The sequence below is a fragment of the Bradyrhizobium sp. MOS002 genome (assembly GCF_003020115.1).
In the GTDB taxonomy this organism is placed as follows: domain Bacteria; phylum Pseudomonadota; class Alphaproteobacteria; order Rhizobiales; family Xanthobacteraceae; genus Bradyrhizobium.
Map to the genome: position 1 here is coordinate 50,842 of NZ_PYFX01000023.1, position 15,615 is coordinate 66,456.

Genomic DNA, 15,615 nt, shown 5'->3' on the forward strand with positions numbered 1-15,615 from the left:
ATTCCGTTGCGGGACGTTCGGCAGGCCTCGATCACGAGCGCTCCGGAGGTCCCCGCCTATGAATGGGGCCGATCGGGCGGGGCATCTGCGGAGGGCTCGAGAGCATCTGCGTATGGTTGCCGGCCCGCATTGCTACGGTCTCGCTGCTGCGTGATCGTTTACGATCTGCAGCTACAATTGTATCCATGGATCCCCCGTACGACTGCGAGCGCGAGGCCGTCGCCGCAATGAAGCTTGCCGCCGAAGCCGATGGGCCAGAACGGCAGAGATGGATCACCGCCGCGCTGGCGTGGTCGGAGCTCACTCGCCTACGCGGGGCTGCCGAGGACAACCTGCCGGAAGGGCGCTCTCCGCGGCAGCTCATTATTGGTGCAAGGCGCAGCGCTTCCCACCTCAGTCCAAGCCGCTAGGATCGCGTTCAGGGGGAGGCGAAGCCGCACCCGCTCACGGCATCAAATCCTCCCCGGTGAGGCCAGAACCACCGGCTGGTGCGCAAGCTTGGTCCAGGGGAGGCGGCACTCTTCGCGCACTGCGGGACGGCCACCAGGCTTCATCGGCTGCGCGCTGCCGGACCCTCGAGAACGACGATAGGGGCGTGGGCGTCAGGTCTCGCCGGGTCCGGAGAAGCTCGATCCAGGCGGCGTCGTGCGAGGCCTCGGCAGCGGCCGCTCGGTCGGTCCGGATGCCGAGGGCTGTCCCCTGCTGTCATACCGGTTGGCGAGATCCAGGAGACGACTCCGGGTGAACGGATCGGCTTCTCCGCCATACCCCGGACCCTTTGGGCCAGACCTCGGTAGAACTCCTGCTCCATGACACGCCCGTCAACATCACCGCCCAGAGTTGAGTGCCGTGCGGCGGAGTCAAGAAGGCGCGCAACAGTGCGTGAACCCGACCTAATTTTTGTCGGCCAGCTTGAGCTCGCGATCTCGGCTGAACTAGAGTGCCATCGCAGGGGAAAAACAGATGGCCATGCTCCATCCGGTCCGGAAGGCGTGCCCGGCGTGCGGCAAGCCGATGAAGGCTGTGTCCGAGGAAGCTTCAGAACGGCCGCCGCGGTACGTGTGCACCAATTGCAACAATGACCCGCTACACGACCCCGCCGCCCGCAAATGGGCGGACGGTCCGCTGCGCCCCCCGGAGCCTTAGGCGTTCGAGCTGCGCGCGGTCTTGATGTCGAGCCATGGAACGGGCTCGGCCGGATTCGGTGGCGGGCCCGCGCAAATGCACGGCCCGCCATCAAGCCCCCCAGCCCTAAAAAGGCGGGGCCACGCTCATTCTTCCCGGTCATTGCGCAGAATTTTTCGTTGACCGTAACTTGCGTGAATCCCCGGCTGACGGGGTTCAGGCAGAATGCTGCTTTCGCTGGGGGAGACCTCCAATGTTCGATGCTGAAACGACCGCGCTTTTGCGCGCGGTTCTCGACGAGGTCTGCGAGAGCGTGTCTCGCTACGAGACTTCTGCCCGCACCCACGTGGCCTTTACGATCCTCGAAGCCGCCAGCAAGGGCGAGACCTCGGTCGACGGGCTGAAGCGGATCGGCGTCAATGCGCTTCGCGAGGCGCCAACCGTGCGGCATTGAGCTGCTCTCAATCGAGCGACGCTCGGCCAGCGCCGGACGCCCTCTAACTAAGGCGCGTAGTCATTAAGCGCTGGCCGTCTGATGTCCGGTTTGCCGTTAACATCTGCCCAAGGTGCGGATCGCCTCCGAGGTCGCACATGGGCCACAGCCCGAAGTCGGGGCTTGGCTGAAGAGACGGTGCACTGTCGTAATCTCAATGAACGGCGGCGTGCACAATCTCAAAGCGGAGCACTACGCGAAGCACAGGTCCCGAGCCATCCCGCACCTCTATTGAGAGGGTACGAACTACCGAGCCCGGCAGCACGTCCTTGGCGAAGTCTGCCATTGCTTCGGAGGCTGCACGCTTCACCTTCGCTAAGGTGGCGATTTCGACCCCGATCTCGTCAAGGACGAACTTGTCATTGTCGCGCGTGTCGAAATAGTAGTGGGACATGGCGGTCAAGACGCGGTCAGTGGGACACGCCGGTCAAGACGCAGCCGCGCTTGGTGTTCCTACAAAAAAAGAAAACGACTAGCTAGAACCGTCTTGATTCATCCCGAGCGGTAGCTGGGCCATCATAACGGCTCTGGTCGTCGGCCTATTCTTGTGCCGGCCGGGGAGCTTGCATAGGGCGGCGCTGGTCCCTCTCGGTCGCAGCGAGAATTTGCTGCGCTCGCTGGGCGATCGCTTCGTAGTTCTTCGCAACCTGGCGAAGCGTCGCTCTCGCCTGGACGTGTTCGCAGTTGTCGGCCTTGGTGTGAAACTCCTCAGCCCGTATGAGCCAGTATCTCGGTGAGTGCATTCGCTCGATGCCCATGGCCAAATCCCCGCAATCGGACCATTCAGACTATTAATGGACGTTCAAGCCAGCGGGTTCCCGTATGCAGCCAAAAATAGCGAAGAGCGAAACAGGCGCCGGGTCGGGACTGGCCAATGGCCAGCATCTCAGGCGCGAGGTCCGCCACACGGAGGACGCTCCCCTGGCCCGTCAGTCAGCACTGCGCCGTCAGGTCAGCGGGCCACAAACGGGAATGCCAAATAAGCAGCCCAAGCCTCGACGCGCAAGGACGGCTGAAGTTCACTCCCTCAGGCCAGCTAACTACAGCAGCGTTTTCCATTCTCCTGAATTGGCGGACAGGGAGCGGTGCCAAACGAGCGGAGCGCAACTGTCGCTAGGCAGCGGCTTGAGGCGCTCGCCCCGCCCTTTGCAGTCACAGAGAACTGGCAGGCGCTGGTCGGCATGACCTCGCCAGCAGCGGACTGCACTTCGGAAGGTGATGGTCGAACTGGGATGATCGCGGTGTTACCGTGCGCTGTGCGCGAAGCCGCGGGACCGTTTCGGGCAGGCTTATGAGTGCGATGGTGGGACTTGGTTGAGCAGCTGCGACACTGCCGTCACTACCTGAGCGGGTGCGAACGGTTTGCTCAACAGAACGCTATTGGGTACGCCGTGAGAAGGCCACTGATCGGCTCCAGCGCCGGTCATATATACCACCGGCATCTCTGGATTGATCTCCCGGGCTCGCTTCGCAACGTCCCAGCCGGTGAGCTTGCCTTGCAAATGAACGTCGGTGAGCAACGCGCTATATTTCGTAGGTTCGCCTCTGAGTAGGGCAACCGCTTCCTCGCCCGATGAAACGATCTCGGCCTCAAATCCCCCCTCGGCGAGGGCTCCCCCACGACTTCTCGGATCAGAGCTTCGTCCTCTACAACGAGGACTAGCAATAATTGGCTATTTTGCACCGGCGCAGCCTCATCGCGCGACCACCGCGCAGCACAGGTAAGTACAAAAGTGTACAAAGGTTCCCGCGCCGACTTCACTCCCAGAGGTCGCCTGCTCCCCTTCAATGTGGGGACGGTCGCCGGCGATCGAGGTCCAGTAGTTTGTTCGACTTGTCCAGGAGAAGCAGACTCCGCGCCAATATGACGTATGTGTCGACCATCGCATGACGCTGTTGATGCGCCGACGAGTCGGCAGTCGTCTCAGCAGCCAACTCGAGCTGGCTTGCAAGCTTGAGATATTCGGTCGCGCTCATCATCGGCAGTCGCAGCGTTGCCTCTCGCGCGCCATTTTGCGGCGGTCGACCTTAGGCAACGGATTGCAGATGTTCAATGGCGGAACCTTCGCTTCGCATTGCACTCCCTCTGCGTGTGCCGACGCTAACCGCTTGGCGTTAGATGGAGATAGGTCCGATCGAACCCTGCCAACTCTTTCAAGCGTTCCTGGTCGAGCAGGTTGAAGCCGGATCTGTCCGTTTCGACCAACCGTTCCCCGCGCAGAGCTTGGAGGGTACGGTTCGTATGGACCACTGAAAGTCCCAAGCAATCGCCAAGGTCGATTTGAGTGATGGGCAAGCTAAACTCTCCGCCGCGAGTGCGCCCGATTGCTTCAAGCCGCTCGTGCACTTCGATCAACAGGTGAGCCATTCTCGGCAGCGCGGCTCGCCGCCCAACATTCACGATCCATTCTCGGAAGATGGAACCATCGATCAGCGTCTCTCGCCACAAGGCCGCGGCCAAGTGCGGGTGTCGCGCCGTCACCTGCGTCAGCTCGGCATGCCTTGGATGCCGATAAGGGGTCCCACTCGAACGCCGATTGACAGGCCGTTTCGCCGCTCGCAAGTATGAATAGGGCCAACACGAGCTCGCGACGCTGCCGAACGTCACCATAATCAGGCCGCCGATGGTAGGCCCTGCGTGCCGCGCGAGCTGCTCCGTCCCGCGGCGGATCCACTCCGCCGGAATAGCAATCGCCGCGGCGCTGTCGCAAAACGCAGCACCGGAGGCGCGTCCATGTAGGCGGCGCCGAGGGAGAGCGCGATCAGAACGAGCAACAGCAGGACCACCATTGATGGTCCATGGTGTCTACCTCCCGCAGCAGTGATCACGCCCTTGATGGTGGAGTCGTCTGCGTTCGCTCTGGGACCAGCGTTCGCAGTTTTCTGCTTCGGGCCATTGTCTCCAGCAGTGCATAAATCATGACGCTGATCGGAGCCGCGAAAATGACGCCCGCCGCCCCGAAAAAGCTGCTGACAGCCAAGATGCTGAATAGGATCATGGCTGGAGGAATGGCGATGAGGCGCCGTTGGATGATCGGGAGCAGCACATTCCCCTCGATTTGCTGAATTGCAAGGTAGGCCAGCACGGTCCAAAGCAGGGGGGACCATCCTTGCGCTGTCGCGACGAGCAGCGCAGGGACCGCGGCGATGAAAGGCCCTGCGTACGGGATGAATTCGGTAAGCCCCGCGATGACGCCCAAAGCCAGCGGCGACGGCAACCCGATCAGCCAGACTGCCGCTGTAGTGAGCGCTCCCACCAGCACCATCTGGATGGCCTGACCGATACTCCAGAGCTGGAGTGATTGGATGATGTGCTTGGTTACGGCTTCGAGCGGCTTGGCCCATCTACGAGGAAGCAGCTTGCGGACTTTCCTTCGATATACTCCTGGCTGAGTGGCCATATACGCTCCCATCGCGATCATGACCACCAAGGACGCGAAAACGCTACTGCTCACGCTGACGATGTTGCCGGCCCAACTTGTGAGCGAGAGTTGGCAGGCGTCCATGTGCTGCAGGAGCGAGGCGCCCCACGCGGATTTCTGCGAGGCGTCTGCGATTGTTTTGGCTGCGATATCCGCGCGCTTCAGCACGTCTTCCATCTCGCTCGACAGCGTGGTGCCGAACAAATACGCGATCACGCCGAGCGAACCGAACAGAAGAAGCATGGTAAGGCCAACTGAGCCCGCTCTCGGGACTCGGCACCACTGCAGGGGCTGGCACAGAAGGTCAAGGACGACCGACAATAGGATAGCGCCAACCGCAACCAGCAGCACCGAGCGGAGATACCACAAAAGGAAAGGTGCGGTCGCGATCGTGACCGCGATCGCGACCCGTTTCGTGAACTCGCCTGTCTCCATTCAGCTAGGTCCCTCGACAATCGGGCCAGCCGGTTTGAGAACGGAACGCCCGGCCGCAGTGGCAATCAGGGGCACGGATGCCGCGCGCCGTCATAACCGAGGTAGGTCCCGGATGCAGGGTCATAGGATTTATAGCGTTGCGCGCAGTAGGCGCTGCTGTCGGCTCTCGCCTCGCTGTTCGCAATTGCGCTCCCGATGAGAGCTCCGGCGGCGAGACCTCCAATCGCGGCAGCACCAGGCCCGTAGTGGCGATGCCAGTGCGGACGATCCCAGCCATGATGCCAATGCCGGTACTGCACCTGCTGAACGGATGCCAACGTTGGCGCGATCGACGCAGGCGTCATCGGTGCTGCGAGCAATGCGGAGCTAGAGCCAAAAGAAATCGCGACAGCGGTAGTGAGGACGAGAAAAGGACTTCGCAAGCTCATGCATGTCTCCTTCGTTGACGTTGAGTACGGGTGCAACGGCATCTCGTCAGCTTGCGTTCCGATGAGCCTTTTGGAGGGCAAGCGTCAGAGGGTCGCAGGTGGCTGTCGACAGGTCTGGCAGGAGTCTCAGCCGACAATATCTGGTGCGCTACCGTACAAAAAGGGGGCACGCGCAGCGTCGTCGCCGAGTCCCATAAGGAAGAACGCCGAGGATTCGCGAACCTCCGCAAAAGGCCAAGTGAAGCCTAAAGGAAGAAACATCGAGATCACCTCGATTAACATTTTGGCCTGTGCTTGCTTCTGAGAGGGGTACGGAGCACGGGTCCGGCGGTCCGCTCAAGCGCTGATGTTGCGGTCGATGGAGGCAACAACCTGAATGGAAGTAGATCGCAGAATGGCCGGCCCGTTCACGACCGCGTCTGCGTCTCCTAGCGTGGCGTTGACTGTCACAGACAACCGCTTCTTCTGCCAACGAATTAGTGCTCGCCCCCGACACCACTGGCGCTTTCGGCACGGGCAGGCACCGCCTACCGGCGCTCGGCTTCCATCAGGAGCGTTAACACCATTGCACTCCAGATCCTTCCGACACTCCTATCATGCCGCCTTCGCAACCTAGCGGCCTGCATACCCTCCGCAGTATCCGCGGCGTTGGAATGGCTACTACCATCCCGCCTGTGGGTTGCCGTACTACTATCCTTGTTACCCCGCGAACCGCCGTCTCCATCCCGCGTTCGTGTTCGGCCTCGGCACTGTGTTCTGAAAGCGCTGTGATGTTGACCATCCGGCAGGCGTGCAGGGCCTTCCCTTTGCCTGACCGGCGCGGACACTTCGACTTCGACTTCGACTTCGACTTCGGCTGAGCTGTCCGGTGGCCGCCTCTAGTGTTGATAAGCGAGCCCCACTCTGTTTTTCCACACCAAAAAGGCGGTGCGACGAGTGTTCAAGTGTGGCTGGACTGCCGAAACGGGCTCAGCAGGCGGCTCAGCGCCGGGCTTGCGGCGCGGCGGAGCTCGTCGAGGTTCTTGCGCGAGAGCGCCTGGAGCTTCTGCTCACCCTTTTTCGTCAGCTTGAGATGAACGCGTCTGGCGTCTTCAGGGTCGGCAATGCGACTGACCAGCCCAAGCTTCGCGAGGCGGTTGATCAGCTCGACGGCAGAGTGATGCCGGATCAGCAGAAATCGCGCGACATCACCGACCGTCGCAGGACCCGGACGCACAAAGCCCTTGATCCCAAGCAGCGCCTGATGCTGCGTCGGCGTCAGTCCCTGCTGTGCTGCGGCTGCCTCGCTGAACGCAAGAAAGCTTCGGATCTGGTAGCGGAACTGCGCCAGCCCTGCATAGTCGGAGTCGCGCATCGTGCGTTGGCGTGAAGCCCGCGCAGGTACCGCCACCGTCGACCGTTGCGCCTTCTTCGCCTGAACCATGCCGTGCCCCTCCGTTCTTGCCACTCCGCAACGCGGGCAGCGCAGCCAAAAGTAGCAAGCAGCAGCGCCGGGACCAACCAACGGGACCTCCGGATGCACAGCTATCCGTCGGTCTATTCGAAGCTGGACAGCAGGATCTTCACCAGGATGACCTGGAACGCGATCGGGATGCGCACGCTTTTCCGCCGGATCGAGCGCTGCAGCGCGCCGGCAATCTCGGCGCTGGTCAAGGCCCCCGCGGATGCATTGCTAATCAACTCCGCCCACATCTGCGACAGCGAGCCGCCGGGCGGGATCACCGGCTTGATCGTCACGCCACAGCCCTGCGCCCAGTCGATGATTTCCCTCATCGTGTGAGGACCGCAATTGCGCGCGGTCGCGAGACGTTCAGCCGTCAGCGCAAGCAGCAATTCGCGCGAGGGCGACCAATTCCCCTTCGGCGGTTGTGCGGCAGTGAGCTCGACCGCGAGCTCCTTGAGGACGTTCTGGGCGCGCACGCTCAGCTTCTGCATCGGACCAGGTGCGCGCTTCGCCTGAACCGGGCCGACGACGGGCCCGCGCCGGCCGGCCGGCCGGTTGCGCGGATCGGGCATCCGCGAGGCATCGCCGGACTGCGGTGTCGCCCGCTGCCCGCTCACCTCTTCCGGCCACGCCGGCTCCTGCCGCTCCGCATCTTGGGGCCACGACCGTCGCTTCCGGGTGCTCGCCACTGTCGTCTGCCGCGCCATTTCTCTCGCCGAACCCGCCAGCCTCGTACTCACAAAGACTAATATATATCGTGATGCGATATGTTTTCGCGAGATAATTTTCGGCGTTCGACCAAAGACGGAATTGACAGAAGGCGTTCACAAGCAATGCTTGCGCCCAAGAGCTACACGCGGATGTGACGTGCCCGGCGCGGACAGGCCCTCGAGGCCGGCCGCCGCCGGACAAATTGTGTTTGCCTACAAACAAGAACGATGTTCGGAGGAAACGATCATGACTGACAATCTCATCCGCCGCGGCCTGTCGCGCCGTGGCCTGCTGCAGACCACTGCGGGCCTCATCGGCGGCACGATGCTGCCCGGGATGCCGGCGTTTGCCGAGGACAAGCCGGCGATCGGTTCCTACCCCGCGGGTGTCTCGGGTTCCACCGCCTTCATCGGCATCTCGGTGCCGCGCACCGGCACCTATGCCGTGCAGGGCGAAGACGAGCTCAAGGGCTACCAGCTCGCGATCGAGCACATCAATGAAGGCCACGAGCTGATCAAGAAGATCTCGCCCAAGACCAGCAAGGGCGTGCTCGGCAAGGAGCTGAAGTTCGGCGTCGCCGATTCCGCGGCCAAGCCGAACGAGGCGGTGCAGGCGCAGCAGCGCTTCATCAGCGAGAACAAGGCGATCATGATCACCGGCGGCACGTCGAGCGCCGTTGCGGTGGCGCTGAACAAGCTCGCCCAGCGCGAACATGTGATTTTCGTATGCGGCATTTCCGGCTCGAACGATACCACTGGCAAGGATTGCGTCCGCTACGGCTTTCGCCAGAACTTCTACGGCCAGACTGCGGCTGCAGCGATCGGCCCGGTGATGGTACGTGAGTTCGGCAAGGGCAAGAAGGCGGCGTATCTCACGCCCGACTACACCTACGGCCACACCGTTACCAAATCGATGCAGGACTTCCTGGCGACAGCTGGCTGGACCACCGTGACCAACCAGGTTGCCCCGCTCGGCGCGCCGGACTATTCCTCTTACCTGCTGAACGTCGCGAACTCCGGCGCCGACGTGCTCATCAATGTCAACTGGGGCCACGACGCCGTGCTCTCCACCCAACAAGCCAAGCAATTCGGCGTGCTCGACAAGATGAAGCTGGTGGTGCCCTACCAGGTGCCGTTCATCGCTCGCGAGACCGGCGGCCTGATGCAGGGCGTCTATGCCGCCACCGATTACTGGTGGACGATTGAGGACAAGTTCCCGCTGGCCAAGATATTCAACGAAGCCTTCGAGAAGAAGTACGGCTACAAGCCGGAATGGGGCGCCGAGAACGCGTATGTCAGCTTCGCGCATTGGGCGCACATGTGCGAGGAGGCCGGCAGCTTCAATCCGCCCGACGTGATCAAGGCCTACGAGAAGGGCGAGACGATCCCCTCGCTGGTCGGCGACGTGCATTACCGCCCCGAGGATCACCAATGCGTCCGGCCGGTGATCATCGTCAAGGGCAAGCAGCAGAAGGACATGAAGAACAAGGAAGACTGGTACGACGTGGTCGAGATCGTCCCGGGTGAAGGCCTGATGCAGAAGCCGGACGCCTTCGGCTGCCACCTCGGCGATTACAGCTGAGACCTAGTTAACCCCTTTGACGCCGCGGACTGCACTCCGGTCCCGCGGCGTCACCTTTTTCTGATGCGCACCCTCACAACAGCGATTGTCGCATGATAAGTTGGCCCAACCTCGTTTCACAGCTTTTCAACGGGCTCGCGCTCGGCGCACTGCTCGCGCTGATCAGCTCCGGGTTGACCATCATCTACGGCACCCTCGGCGTGCTGAACCTCGCGCACGGCGCGATGTTCATGATCGGCGGCTATGCCGGCTTTGTCGCCTACCAGTACACGGAGTCGTTCATCCTCGCCGTGATCGCGGGCTCCCTGTTCGTAATGCTGCTCGGCGTTCTCATGGAACGCGTCATCATCCGCCATTTCTATCATCGCCCCCATGAGGATCAGCTGCTCGTGACCTTCGGGCTTGGTATCTGTTTCGTCGAGCTTGTGCGCCTGATCTTCTCGAGCCAGTCGCAGCTGGTACCGCCGCCGGCCCTGTTCCAGGGCATCACCAATCTCGGCTTCATGTTCTATCCGACCTACCGCCTCGCCGTCGTCGGCATCGTCGCGGTCGCCCTCGGCGCACTGTTCATCGTCCTCTACCGGACCCGGCTGGGCATGATTGTGCGCGCCGGCATCGAGGATTCGGTGATGGTCGATTCGCTCGGCATCAATGTCTATCGCGTCTTCATGGTGGTGTTCGGCATCGGCGCAATGGCCGCCGGCTTTGCCGGCATCGTCAATGCGCCGGTGGTGTCGCTGACACCGGGCATCGGTGACGACATCCTGGTCCAGACCTTCGTGGTGGTGGTGATCGGCGGCGTCGGCTCGTTCCCCGGCGCAATTCTCGGCGGCCTGATCGCCGGCGAGATCATCAGCGTCACCTCCATGTTCAACCCCGGCTATGCCTATGTGATGCTGTTTGCGGCGATGACGCTCGTACTCGTGGTACGACCGCATGGCCTGCTCGGCGTCCAGGGCCGCGAGTAAGCGATCTCCTGATGCTCAAGCAACGCCCCTTCCTGATCGAAGCCCTGACTGCGATCGGCCTGATCGCAGCCCCCTTGGTGCTGCCTCATCTCGGCTTCGCGCCGAACACCGTGAACAGGATCCTGGTCTGGGGCCTGTTCGGCCTCGGCTTCGACATCTTGTTCGGCTTCACCGGCCTGCTCTCGTTCGGCCAATCCGCCTTCTACGGCACCGGCGGCTTCGTCGCCGCCTACCTGCTGACCCGCGCGGGCTTCGGCAACGTGCTGGGCGCGCTGATCATCGGCATGATCGCGGCCGCCGCGACCGGCTACCTCATCGGCCTGATCGCATTGCGCCGCACCGGCATCTATTTCGCGATGATCACCGTGGCGATCGCGGAGGTGTTCTTCTTCGTCGAGTTCAATCCACTTTCCGATTTCACCGGCGGCGAGAACGGCCTGCCGGGGGTACCGACGCCGAGCTTCGATCTCGGCTTCACCTCCATCCACTTCACCAATGGCTGGTCGCTCTATCAGTTCATCGCGCTGTGCTACTTCGTCGGCGTCGTCATCGCCCTCAGGATCGTGCGCTCGCCGGTTGGCGCGATTCTGAGTGCGATCCGCGACAATCCGCTGCGCGCCACGGCCGTCGGCCACAACATCCATGGCTACAAGCTGACCGCCTTCGTGATCGCAGCCGCTTACGCCGGCTTCGCCGGCGGACTGCTTGGCGTGCTCCAGGCCTTCATGCCGCCCGACGCCTTCACCTTCGACACCTCGGGCCAGCTCGTGATGCAGACGGCCATCGGCGGCAGGGGCACGTTGTTCGGACCGCTGGTCGGCGCAACCGTTTGGCTTTTCCTTCAGGACTTCCTCCAGTCCGCGCTGGGCCTCGGCGCAGCCTGGAAGCTGGTCCTGGGTGTCGTCTTCGTGCTGCTGGTCTGCTTCTTGCGCGGCGGCATCATCGGCGGTCTTGCCGATCTCTACCGCCTCGTCTCGGGCAAGCGAAAGCGAATGGATGCGGAGATGGAGCAGGAGGCCGCTGACGCCGAGGCCACGCTGCAACCCCCACCGGCGCCGATGCAGGCCAAGGAGGTCGCGCATCCCGCCTATTCCGGGCCGATCCTGAAAGCCACCGGCCTGACCAAGCGCTATGGCGGTCTCGTCGCCAACAGCGACATCGATTTCAGCGTCAATCAGGGCGAGCTGCGCGGGATCATCGGGCCCAACGGCGCCGGCAAATCGACCTTCTTCAAGATGCTGACCTGCGAGATCGCGCCGAGTTCCGGCCAGATCGTATTCGAGGGGCGAGACATCACGGGATTGAAGGTGACCGAGGTCTGCCAGCTCGGCCTTACCAAGAGCTATCAGGTCAACCAGCTCTTCACCGGGTTGACGGTGCGGGAGAACCTGACGATCGCCGCGCTGGCCGAGCTGCGCGGAAAATTCCGGCTCGACCTGTTCCGCACGCTCGCCGGCGTCAAGGGCCTGACGGAGCAGGTGGCGCACACGCTCGCTTTGGTGAACCTGACCCGTCGTGCCGACACGCCCGTGTCCGAGCTCGCCTATGGCGAGAAGCGCAGGCTGGAAATCGGGCTTGCGCTCGCCACGTCGCCGCGCCTGCTGCTGCTTGACGAGCCGCTCGCCGGCATGAGCCCGCGAGAGCGTCTCGAGACCGTCAAGCTACTCAAGTCGATCGCGCGCGGCCGTACCATGATCATCATCGACCACGACATGGATTCGCTGTTCGAGTTGGCCGAGCGCGTCACCGTGCTCCAGGAAGGCCGGGTGCTGGTCTCCGGCACGCCGGAGGAAATCAAGGCCAACGCCGCCGTCCAGGAAGCCTATCTCGGTGGCGTGCACGGAGAGATCGCGGCATGAGCCTGATCGAGGTCAACGGCCTGAACAGCTATTACGGGGACTCCCACATCCTGTTCGACGTCGCCATGCATGTCGAGCGTCACGAGGTGGTGGCGCTGCTCGGACGCAACGGCGCCGGCAAGAGCACCACGCTGAAGAGCCTTATGGGCGTCGTGACGCCGCGTAGCGGCAGCGTGAAGTTCGACGGCATCGATATCGCGGGGCGCAAGAGCCACAGAATCGCGCAGGCCGGCATGCAGCTCGTGCACGAGGAACGCCGCATTTTCGGCAGCCTGTCGGTGGAGGAAAACATCGTCCTCGCCGGCATCACGGCACCGAAACGCTGGCCGCTCGACCGCATTTACGAGATGTTTCCGCGACTGAAGGAGCGGCGTAGCAACCGCGGCACCGAGCTGTCCGGCGGCGAACAGCAGATGCTCGCTATCGCGCGAGCGCTGGTGCGCGATCCCAAGATCGTGCTGCTGGACGAGCCGTTCGAGGGGCTCGCGCCCGTCATCGTCCACGATCTCGTCAAGGCCTGCCGCGAGCTCGCCGCCGCCGGCCAGACCATCGTGCTGGTCGAGCAGAATTTGGCGGCGACGCTGGCGCTGGCGACGCGGATCTACATCATCAACAACGGACACATCGTGCACGAGGGGCCGGCGCGGGAGCTCAAGGCACAACCGGAGCTGCTCCAACGCTTTCTCGGCGTCTAGCTGATTTCGACGGGCGCTACGTAACGACGCGAGTTTTGACGACCCTCGCGCTGAAATCCAAAAGGAGGAACACGTAAAATGAAATACATTGCGGTAAGAACGGTTCAATTGTTGCTTGCGGCCTCAATGGCGGTGACGACTGCACACGCGGCCGAAAACAAGGTCGTGATCGGCGATATCGACGACATGTCCGGCCTGTATGCCGATGTGATCGGCCCCGGCGGCGTCGAGGCGGCCAAGATGGCGATCGAGGATTTTGGCGGCAGCGCGCTGGGCAACAAGATCGAGTTCATGGTCTCCGATCACCAGAACAAGCCCGACGTTGGAGCGCAAAAGTTCCGGGAATGGGCCGATCGCGACGGCGTTACGATGATTCTCGGTGGATCGAACACGGGAGTGAGCCTGGCGATGAACAATGTCGCCAAGGAAAAGAAGATTCCATTCATCGCTATCGGCGCAGCCGGCGCATCACTGACCGGCAAGGACTGCACACCCTACACGGTGCACTATGTCTACGACACAACGGCACTCGGCAACGGTACCGCAAAGACGATGGTGAAGCAGGGTGGTAAAACCTGGTTCTTCCTCACGGCCGACTACGCCTTCGGTACACAGTTGCAGGAGTCCGCCTCGAAGGTGGTCGAGGCCAATGGCGGCAAGGTCGTAGGCGCCGTGCGCGTTCCGCTCTCCACGTCGGACTTCTCGAGCTATCTGCTGCAGGCGCAAAACGCGGGTGCGCATGTGCTTGGACTCGCCAATGCCGGCAACGACTTTACCAACTCGATCAAGGCTGCCGACGAGTTCGGCATCGCCAGGACGATGAAGCCAGCCGCATTGCTCGCCTTCATCAGCGACATTCACAGCCTCGGTCTCAAGACCGCACAGGGCCTCTACCTTACCACTGGCTGGTATTGGGATCTCAACGACAAGACCCGCGCCTTCGCCAAACGCTATTATGAGAAGACGAAGCGCGAGCCCACCATGAATCAGGCGGGCTATTATTCGGCGACTATGACCTACCTCAACGCGGTCAAGGCTGCAGGCTCCACCAATTCAGAGAAGGTGATGGCCGAGCTCAAGAAGATGAAGATCGACGACATGTTCACCAGCAATGGCAAGATCCGTGCCGACGGTCTGATGGAGCATGAGATGTATATTATGCAGGTCAAGAAACCCGAGGAGTCCAAACAACCTTGGGACTACTACAAACTGGTTCAGACCATGTCCGGCGAAGAAGCATTTGGGAAGTTGTCCGACTCGGCGTGTCCGGTGGTTGCACACTGAGTGGTGTTCCAATCGCTTGGTCGCAGGGAGGAGCGCACCCGCGGGTGCGCTCCTGTTGCAGTGCGGAAGTGAGAGCGCCTTTTCCGCCGTTCACGCAGCGTTGCTATAACTCGGATCGCTGCGCCCGGTACGCCCTGCTAAGTGGCCTCGCGAGCGACGTAGTTCACTGCGACGCGCGCGAACGGGCCATAGCTACCGCTGCCTGAATTGATCAAGATCCAAGAAAGAAGCCGCCAGCTTGCGCAGGCGACTTGGTTAGTTTCGGACTGTCTATGGCCTCCCCAGCCCAAGGGTACCGTTTGGAGCCATCGCAGTCCGACCTAGCGAACGCGTTCTGAATAGACTATCGGGCCGGCGACTTGTTCACGGGTTCTTCTACGGAGCCGGCAATGCGCACCAAATGGCGAGGTCGGAAGCCGAACCCGTGCTGAATCGCCAGACACCGTTCCGCTGGCCCGCACAACGCCCACTTCCGCTCTGCCGACGAGAGCACCTGCCGGGGCGCGCCCGGAGGTATCGAGCAGCGCGCAGGCGTCCGGAGACTGGTACGCGAGGCTAGGCGGGCGCCTTCAGAGTATCGAGACGCTTCCGGAGAAATGCCAGCACCGCGATCTCGTCGGAAGTGAGCTTGGCGTACTGGCGCTTGAACTTCTGCGCGATCTTGGCATCAATCATCTTTACGAGGTCACCGGACATGTAGGCGTTCAGGACTTCCGGGTGCACGTAGCACTTGCGGCAGATGGCCGGTGTGTTGCCGAGCTGCTTCGAAACGCTTTCGACCGCGGCGACGACGTTGCGCTTCGCCTCGGCCTGGCTGTCGTACTTCCTGAATTCGGCCCAGGGCCAACGCCGCCAGAACGGTTCCCGCCCAAGTCCGAAAATCCTTGGCGCTGAAGTCCTCGCCCGTGATGTCCTTGATGTAGGCGTTGACGTCGCCGGAATCGACGGTGCGGGGCTGTCCGTCGTCGTCCAGGTACTTGAAGAGCTCATGTCCGGGGATCTCTGCGCAGCGCTTCACGATCGCGGCTATCCGCTTGTCCTCGATGCGAAGCTTCCACTGTTTGCCCGACTTGCCCGTAAAGTCGAAACGAAGGACGCCGCGCCCGACCGCGACGTGCTTGCGGCGCATGGTGGTGAGCCCGTAGGACTTGTTTTTCTCGGCATACTCGG

The 15,615-nt window shown here is 62.2% G+C and carries 14 protein-coding genes and 2 pseudogenes; 6 read left to right on the forward strand and 10 right to left on the reverse strand.

Going from position 1 to position 15,615, the window contains the following annotated elements; all coding sequences use genetic code 11:
• Positions 1–602 precede the first annotated feature (602 nt).
• A pseudogene (locus C7G41_RS38495) lies at positions 603–811 on the reverse strand (hypothetical protein).
• A gap of 567 nt (positions 812–1,378) precedes the next feature.
• Here C7G41_RS38495 and C7G41_RS33320 point away from each other — a divergent pair.
• The gene (locus tag C7G41_RS33320) at positions 1,379–1,579 is read left to right on the forward strand and encodes a hypothetical protein (RefSeq protein WP_106946503.1); all 201 of its coding nucleotides are present in this window, start codon (positions 1,379–1,381) and stop codon (positions 1,577–1,579) included.
• Positions 1,580–1,772: 193 nt separating this feature from the next.
• Here the strand turns inward: C7G41_RS33320 and C7G41_RS33325 are convergent, their stop codons facing one another.
• The 7 genes from C7G41_RS33325 to C7G41_RS33370 form a co-directional block, all read right to left on the reverse strand.
• Positions 1,773–2,012, reverse strand: a complete 240-nt coding sequence (locus C7G41_RS33325) for a hypothetical protein (RefSeq protein WP_106946504.1) — start codon at positions 2,010–2,012, stop codon at positions 1,773–1,775.
• Between the two features lie 895 nt (positions 2,013–2,907).
• Positions 2,908–3,288: a response regulator gene (locus C7G41_RS33340; protein ID WP_306768077.1), complete on the reverse strand. Its 381-nt coding sequence runs from the start codon at positions 3,286–3,288 to the stop codon at positions 2,908–2,910.
• A 431-nt stretch (positions 3,289–3,719) separates the two neighbouring features.
• Positions 3,720–4,079, reverse strand: coding sequence for a Crp/Fnr family transcriptional regulator (locus C7G41_RS33350; RefSeq protein ID WP_245446835.1), 360 nt, complete (start codon positions 4,077–4,079; stop codon positions 3,720–3,722).
• Between the two features lie 364 nt (positions 4,080–4,443).
• A complete protein-coding gene (locus tag C7G41_RS33355) occupies positions 4,444–5,475 on the reverse strand; it encodes an AI-2E family transporter (RefSeq protein WP_106946508.1) in 1,032 nt (343 codons plus the stop codon).
• Positions 5,476–5,540: 65 nt separating this feature from the next.
• Positions 5,541–5,945 (reverse strand): BA14K family protein, encoded by a 405-nt coding sequence (locus C7G41_RS33360; RefSeq protein ID WP_373681179.1) that lies wholly within the window; start codon positions 5,943–5,945, stop codon positions 5,541–5,543.
• 898 nt (positions 5,946–6,843) lie between these two features.
• Positions 6,844–7,326, reverse strand: a complete 483-nt coding sequence (locus C7G41_RS33365; RefSeq protein ID WP_106946510.1) for a MarR family winged helix-turn-helix transcriptional regulator — start codon at positions 7,324–7,326, stop codon at positions 6,844–6,846.
• 113 nt (positions 7,327–7,439) lie between these two features.
• Entirely contained in the window at positions 7,440–8,036 is a 597-nt protein-coding gene (locus tag C7G41_RS33370) for a hypothetical protein (RefSeq protein ID WP_245446836.1), read from the reverse strand.
• Between the two features lie 268 nt (positions 8,037–8,304).
• On the opposite strand from C7G41_RS33370, the gene C7G41_RS33375 reads away from it, so the two are divergent.
• The 5 genes from C7G41_RS33375 to C7G41_RS33395 all read left to right on the forward strand — a co-directional run bounded on the left by C7G41_RS33375 (position 8,305) and on the right by C7G41_RS33395 (position 14,445).
• A complete protein-coding gene (locus tag C7G41_RS33375) occupies positions 8,305–9,639 on the forward strand; it encodes a substrate-binding protein (RefSeq protein ID WP_106946512.1) in 1,335 nt (444 codons plus the stop codon).
• A gap of 92 nt (positions 9,640–9,731) precedes the next feature.
• Positions 9,732–10,607 carry a branched-chain amino acid ABC transporter permease gene (locus C7G41_RS33380; RefSeq protein ID WP_007599169.1) on the forward strand — a complete coding sequence of 292 codons (876 nt, stop codon included), beginning with the start codon at positions 9,732–9,734 and terminating at the stop codon, positions 10,605–10,607.
• Between the two features lie 11 nt (positions 10,608–10,618).
• Positions 10,619–12,466, forward strand: a complete 1,848-nt coding sequence (locus C7G41_RS33385; protein ID WP_106946513.1) for an ATP-binding cassette domain-containing protein — start codon at positions 10,619–10,621, stop codon at positions 12,464–12,466.
• Positions 12,463–13,161 (forward strand): ABC transporter ATP-binding protein, encoded by a 699-nt coding sequence (locus C7G41_RS33390; RefSeq protein ID WP_106946514.1) that lies wholly within the window; start codon positions 12,463–12,465, stop codon positions 13,159–13,161. Before C7G41_RS33385 ends, C7G41_RS33390 begins: the two co-directional genes overlap by 4 nt.
• Before the next feature lie 78 nt (positions 13,162–13,239).
• Positions 13,240–14,445: an ABC transporter substrate-binding protein gene (locus tag C7G41_RS33395; protein WP_106946515.1), complete on the forward strand. Its 1,206-nt coding sequence runs from the start codon at positions 13,240–13,242 to the stop codon at positions 14,443–14,445.
• 555 nt (positions 14,446–15,000) lie between these two features.
• On the opposite strand, the gene C7G41_RS38500 is transcribed toward C7G41_RS33395, so the two are convergent.
• Together C7G41_RS38500 and C7G41_RS33400 are read right to left on the reverse strand one after the other, a co-directional pair.
• Positions 15,001–15,141 (reverse strand): hypothetical protein, encoded by a 141-nt coding sequence (locus C7G41_RS38500; RefSeq protein WP_245446837.1) that lies wholly within the window; start codon positions 15,139–15,141, stop codon positions 15,001–15,003.
• Positions 15,131–15,615: pseudogene (locus C7G41_RS33400) on the reverse strand (DNA topoisomerase IB); the annotation flags it as partial. The pseudogene C7G41_RS33400 and the gene C7G41_RS38500, both read right to left, overlap by 11 nt.

What these genes read in the sequence shown, in the direction of transcription:
- C7G41_RS33320 (WP_106946503.1), top strand. Translation starts at nt 1,379, where the DNA reads ATGTTCGATGCTGAAACGACCGCGCTTTTGCGCGCGGTTCTCGACGAG.
- C7G41_RS33325 (WP_106946504.1), bottom strand. Translation starts at nt 2,012, where the DNA reads ATGTCCCACTACTATTTCGACACGCGCGACAATGACAAGTTCGTCCTT.
- C7G41_RS33355 (WP_106946508.1), bottom strand. Translation starts at nt 5,475, where the DNA reads ATGGAGACAGGCGAGTTCACGAAACGGGTCGCGATCGCGGTCACGATC.
- C7G41_RS33360 (WP_373681179.1), bottom strand. Translation starts at nt 5,945, where the DNA reads ATGCCGTTGCACCCGTACTCAACGTCAACGAAGGAGACATGCATGAGC.
- C7G41_RS33365 (WP_106946510.1), bottom strand. Translation starts at nt 7,326, where the DNA reads ATGGTTCAGGCGAAGAAGGCGCAACGGTCGACGGTGGCGGTACCTGCG.
- C7G41_RS33375 (WP_106946512.1), top strand. Translation starts at nt 8,305, where the DNA reads ATGACTGACAATCTCATCCGCCGCGGCCTGTCGCGCCGTGGCCTGCTG.
- C7G41_RS33380 (WP_007599169.1), top strand. Translation starts at nt 9,732, where the DNA reads ATGATAAGTTGGCCCAACCTCGTTTCACAGCTTTTCAACGGGCTCGCG.
- C7G41_RS33385 (WP_106946513.1), top strand. Translation starts at nt 10,619, where the DNA reads ATGCTCAAGCAACGCCCCTTCCTGATCGAAGCCCTGACTGCGATCGGC.
- C7G41_RS33390 (WP_106946514.1), top strand. Translation starts at nt 12,463, where the DNA reads ATGAGCCTGATCGAGGTCAACGGCCTGAACAGCTATTACGGGGACTCC.
- C7G41_RS33395 (WP_106946515.1), top strand. Translation starts at nt 13,240, where the DNA reads ATGAAATACATTGCGGTAAGAACGGTTCAATTGTTGCTTGCGGCCTCA.
- C7G41_RS38500 (WP_245446837.1), bottom strand. Translation starts at nt 15,141, where the DNA reads ATGTCCGGTGACCTCGTAAAGATGATTGATGCCAAGATCGCGCAGAAG.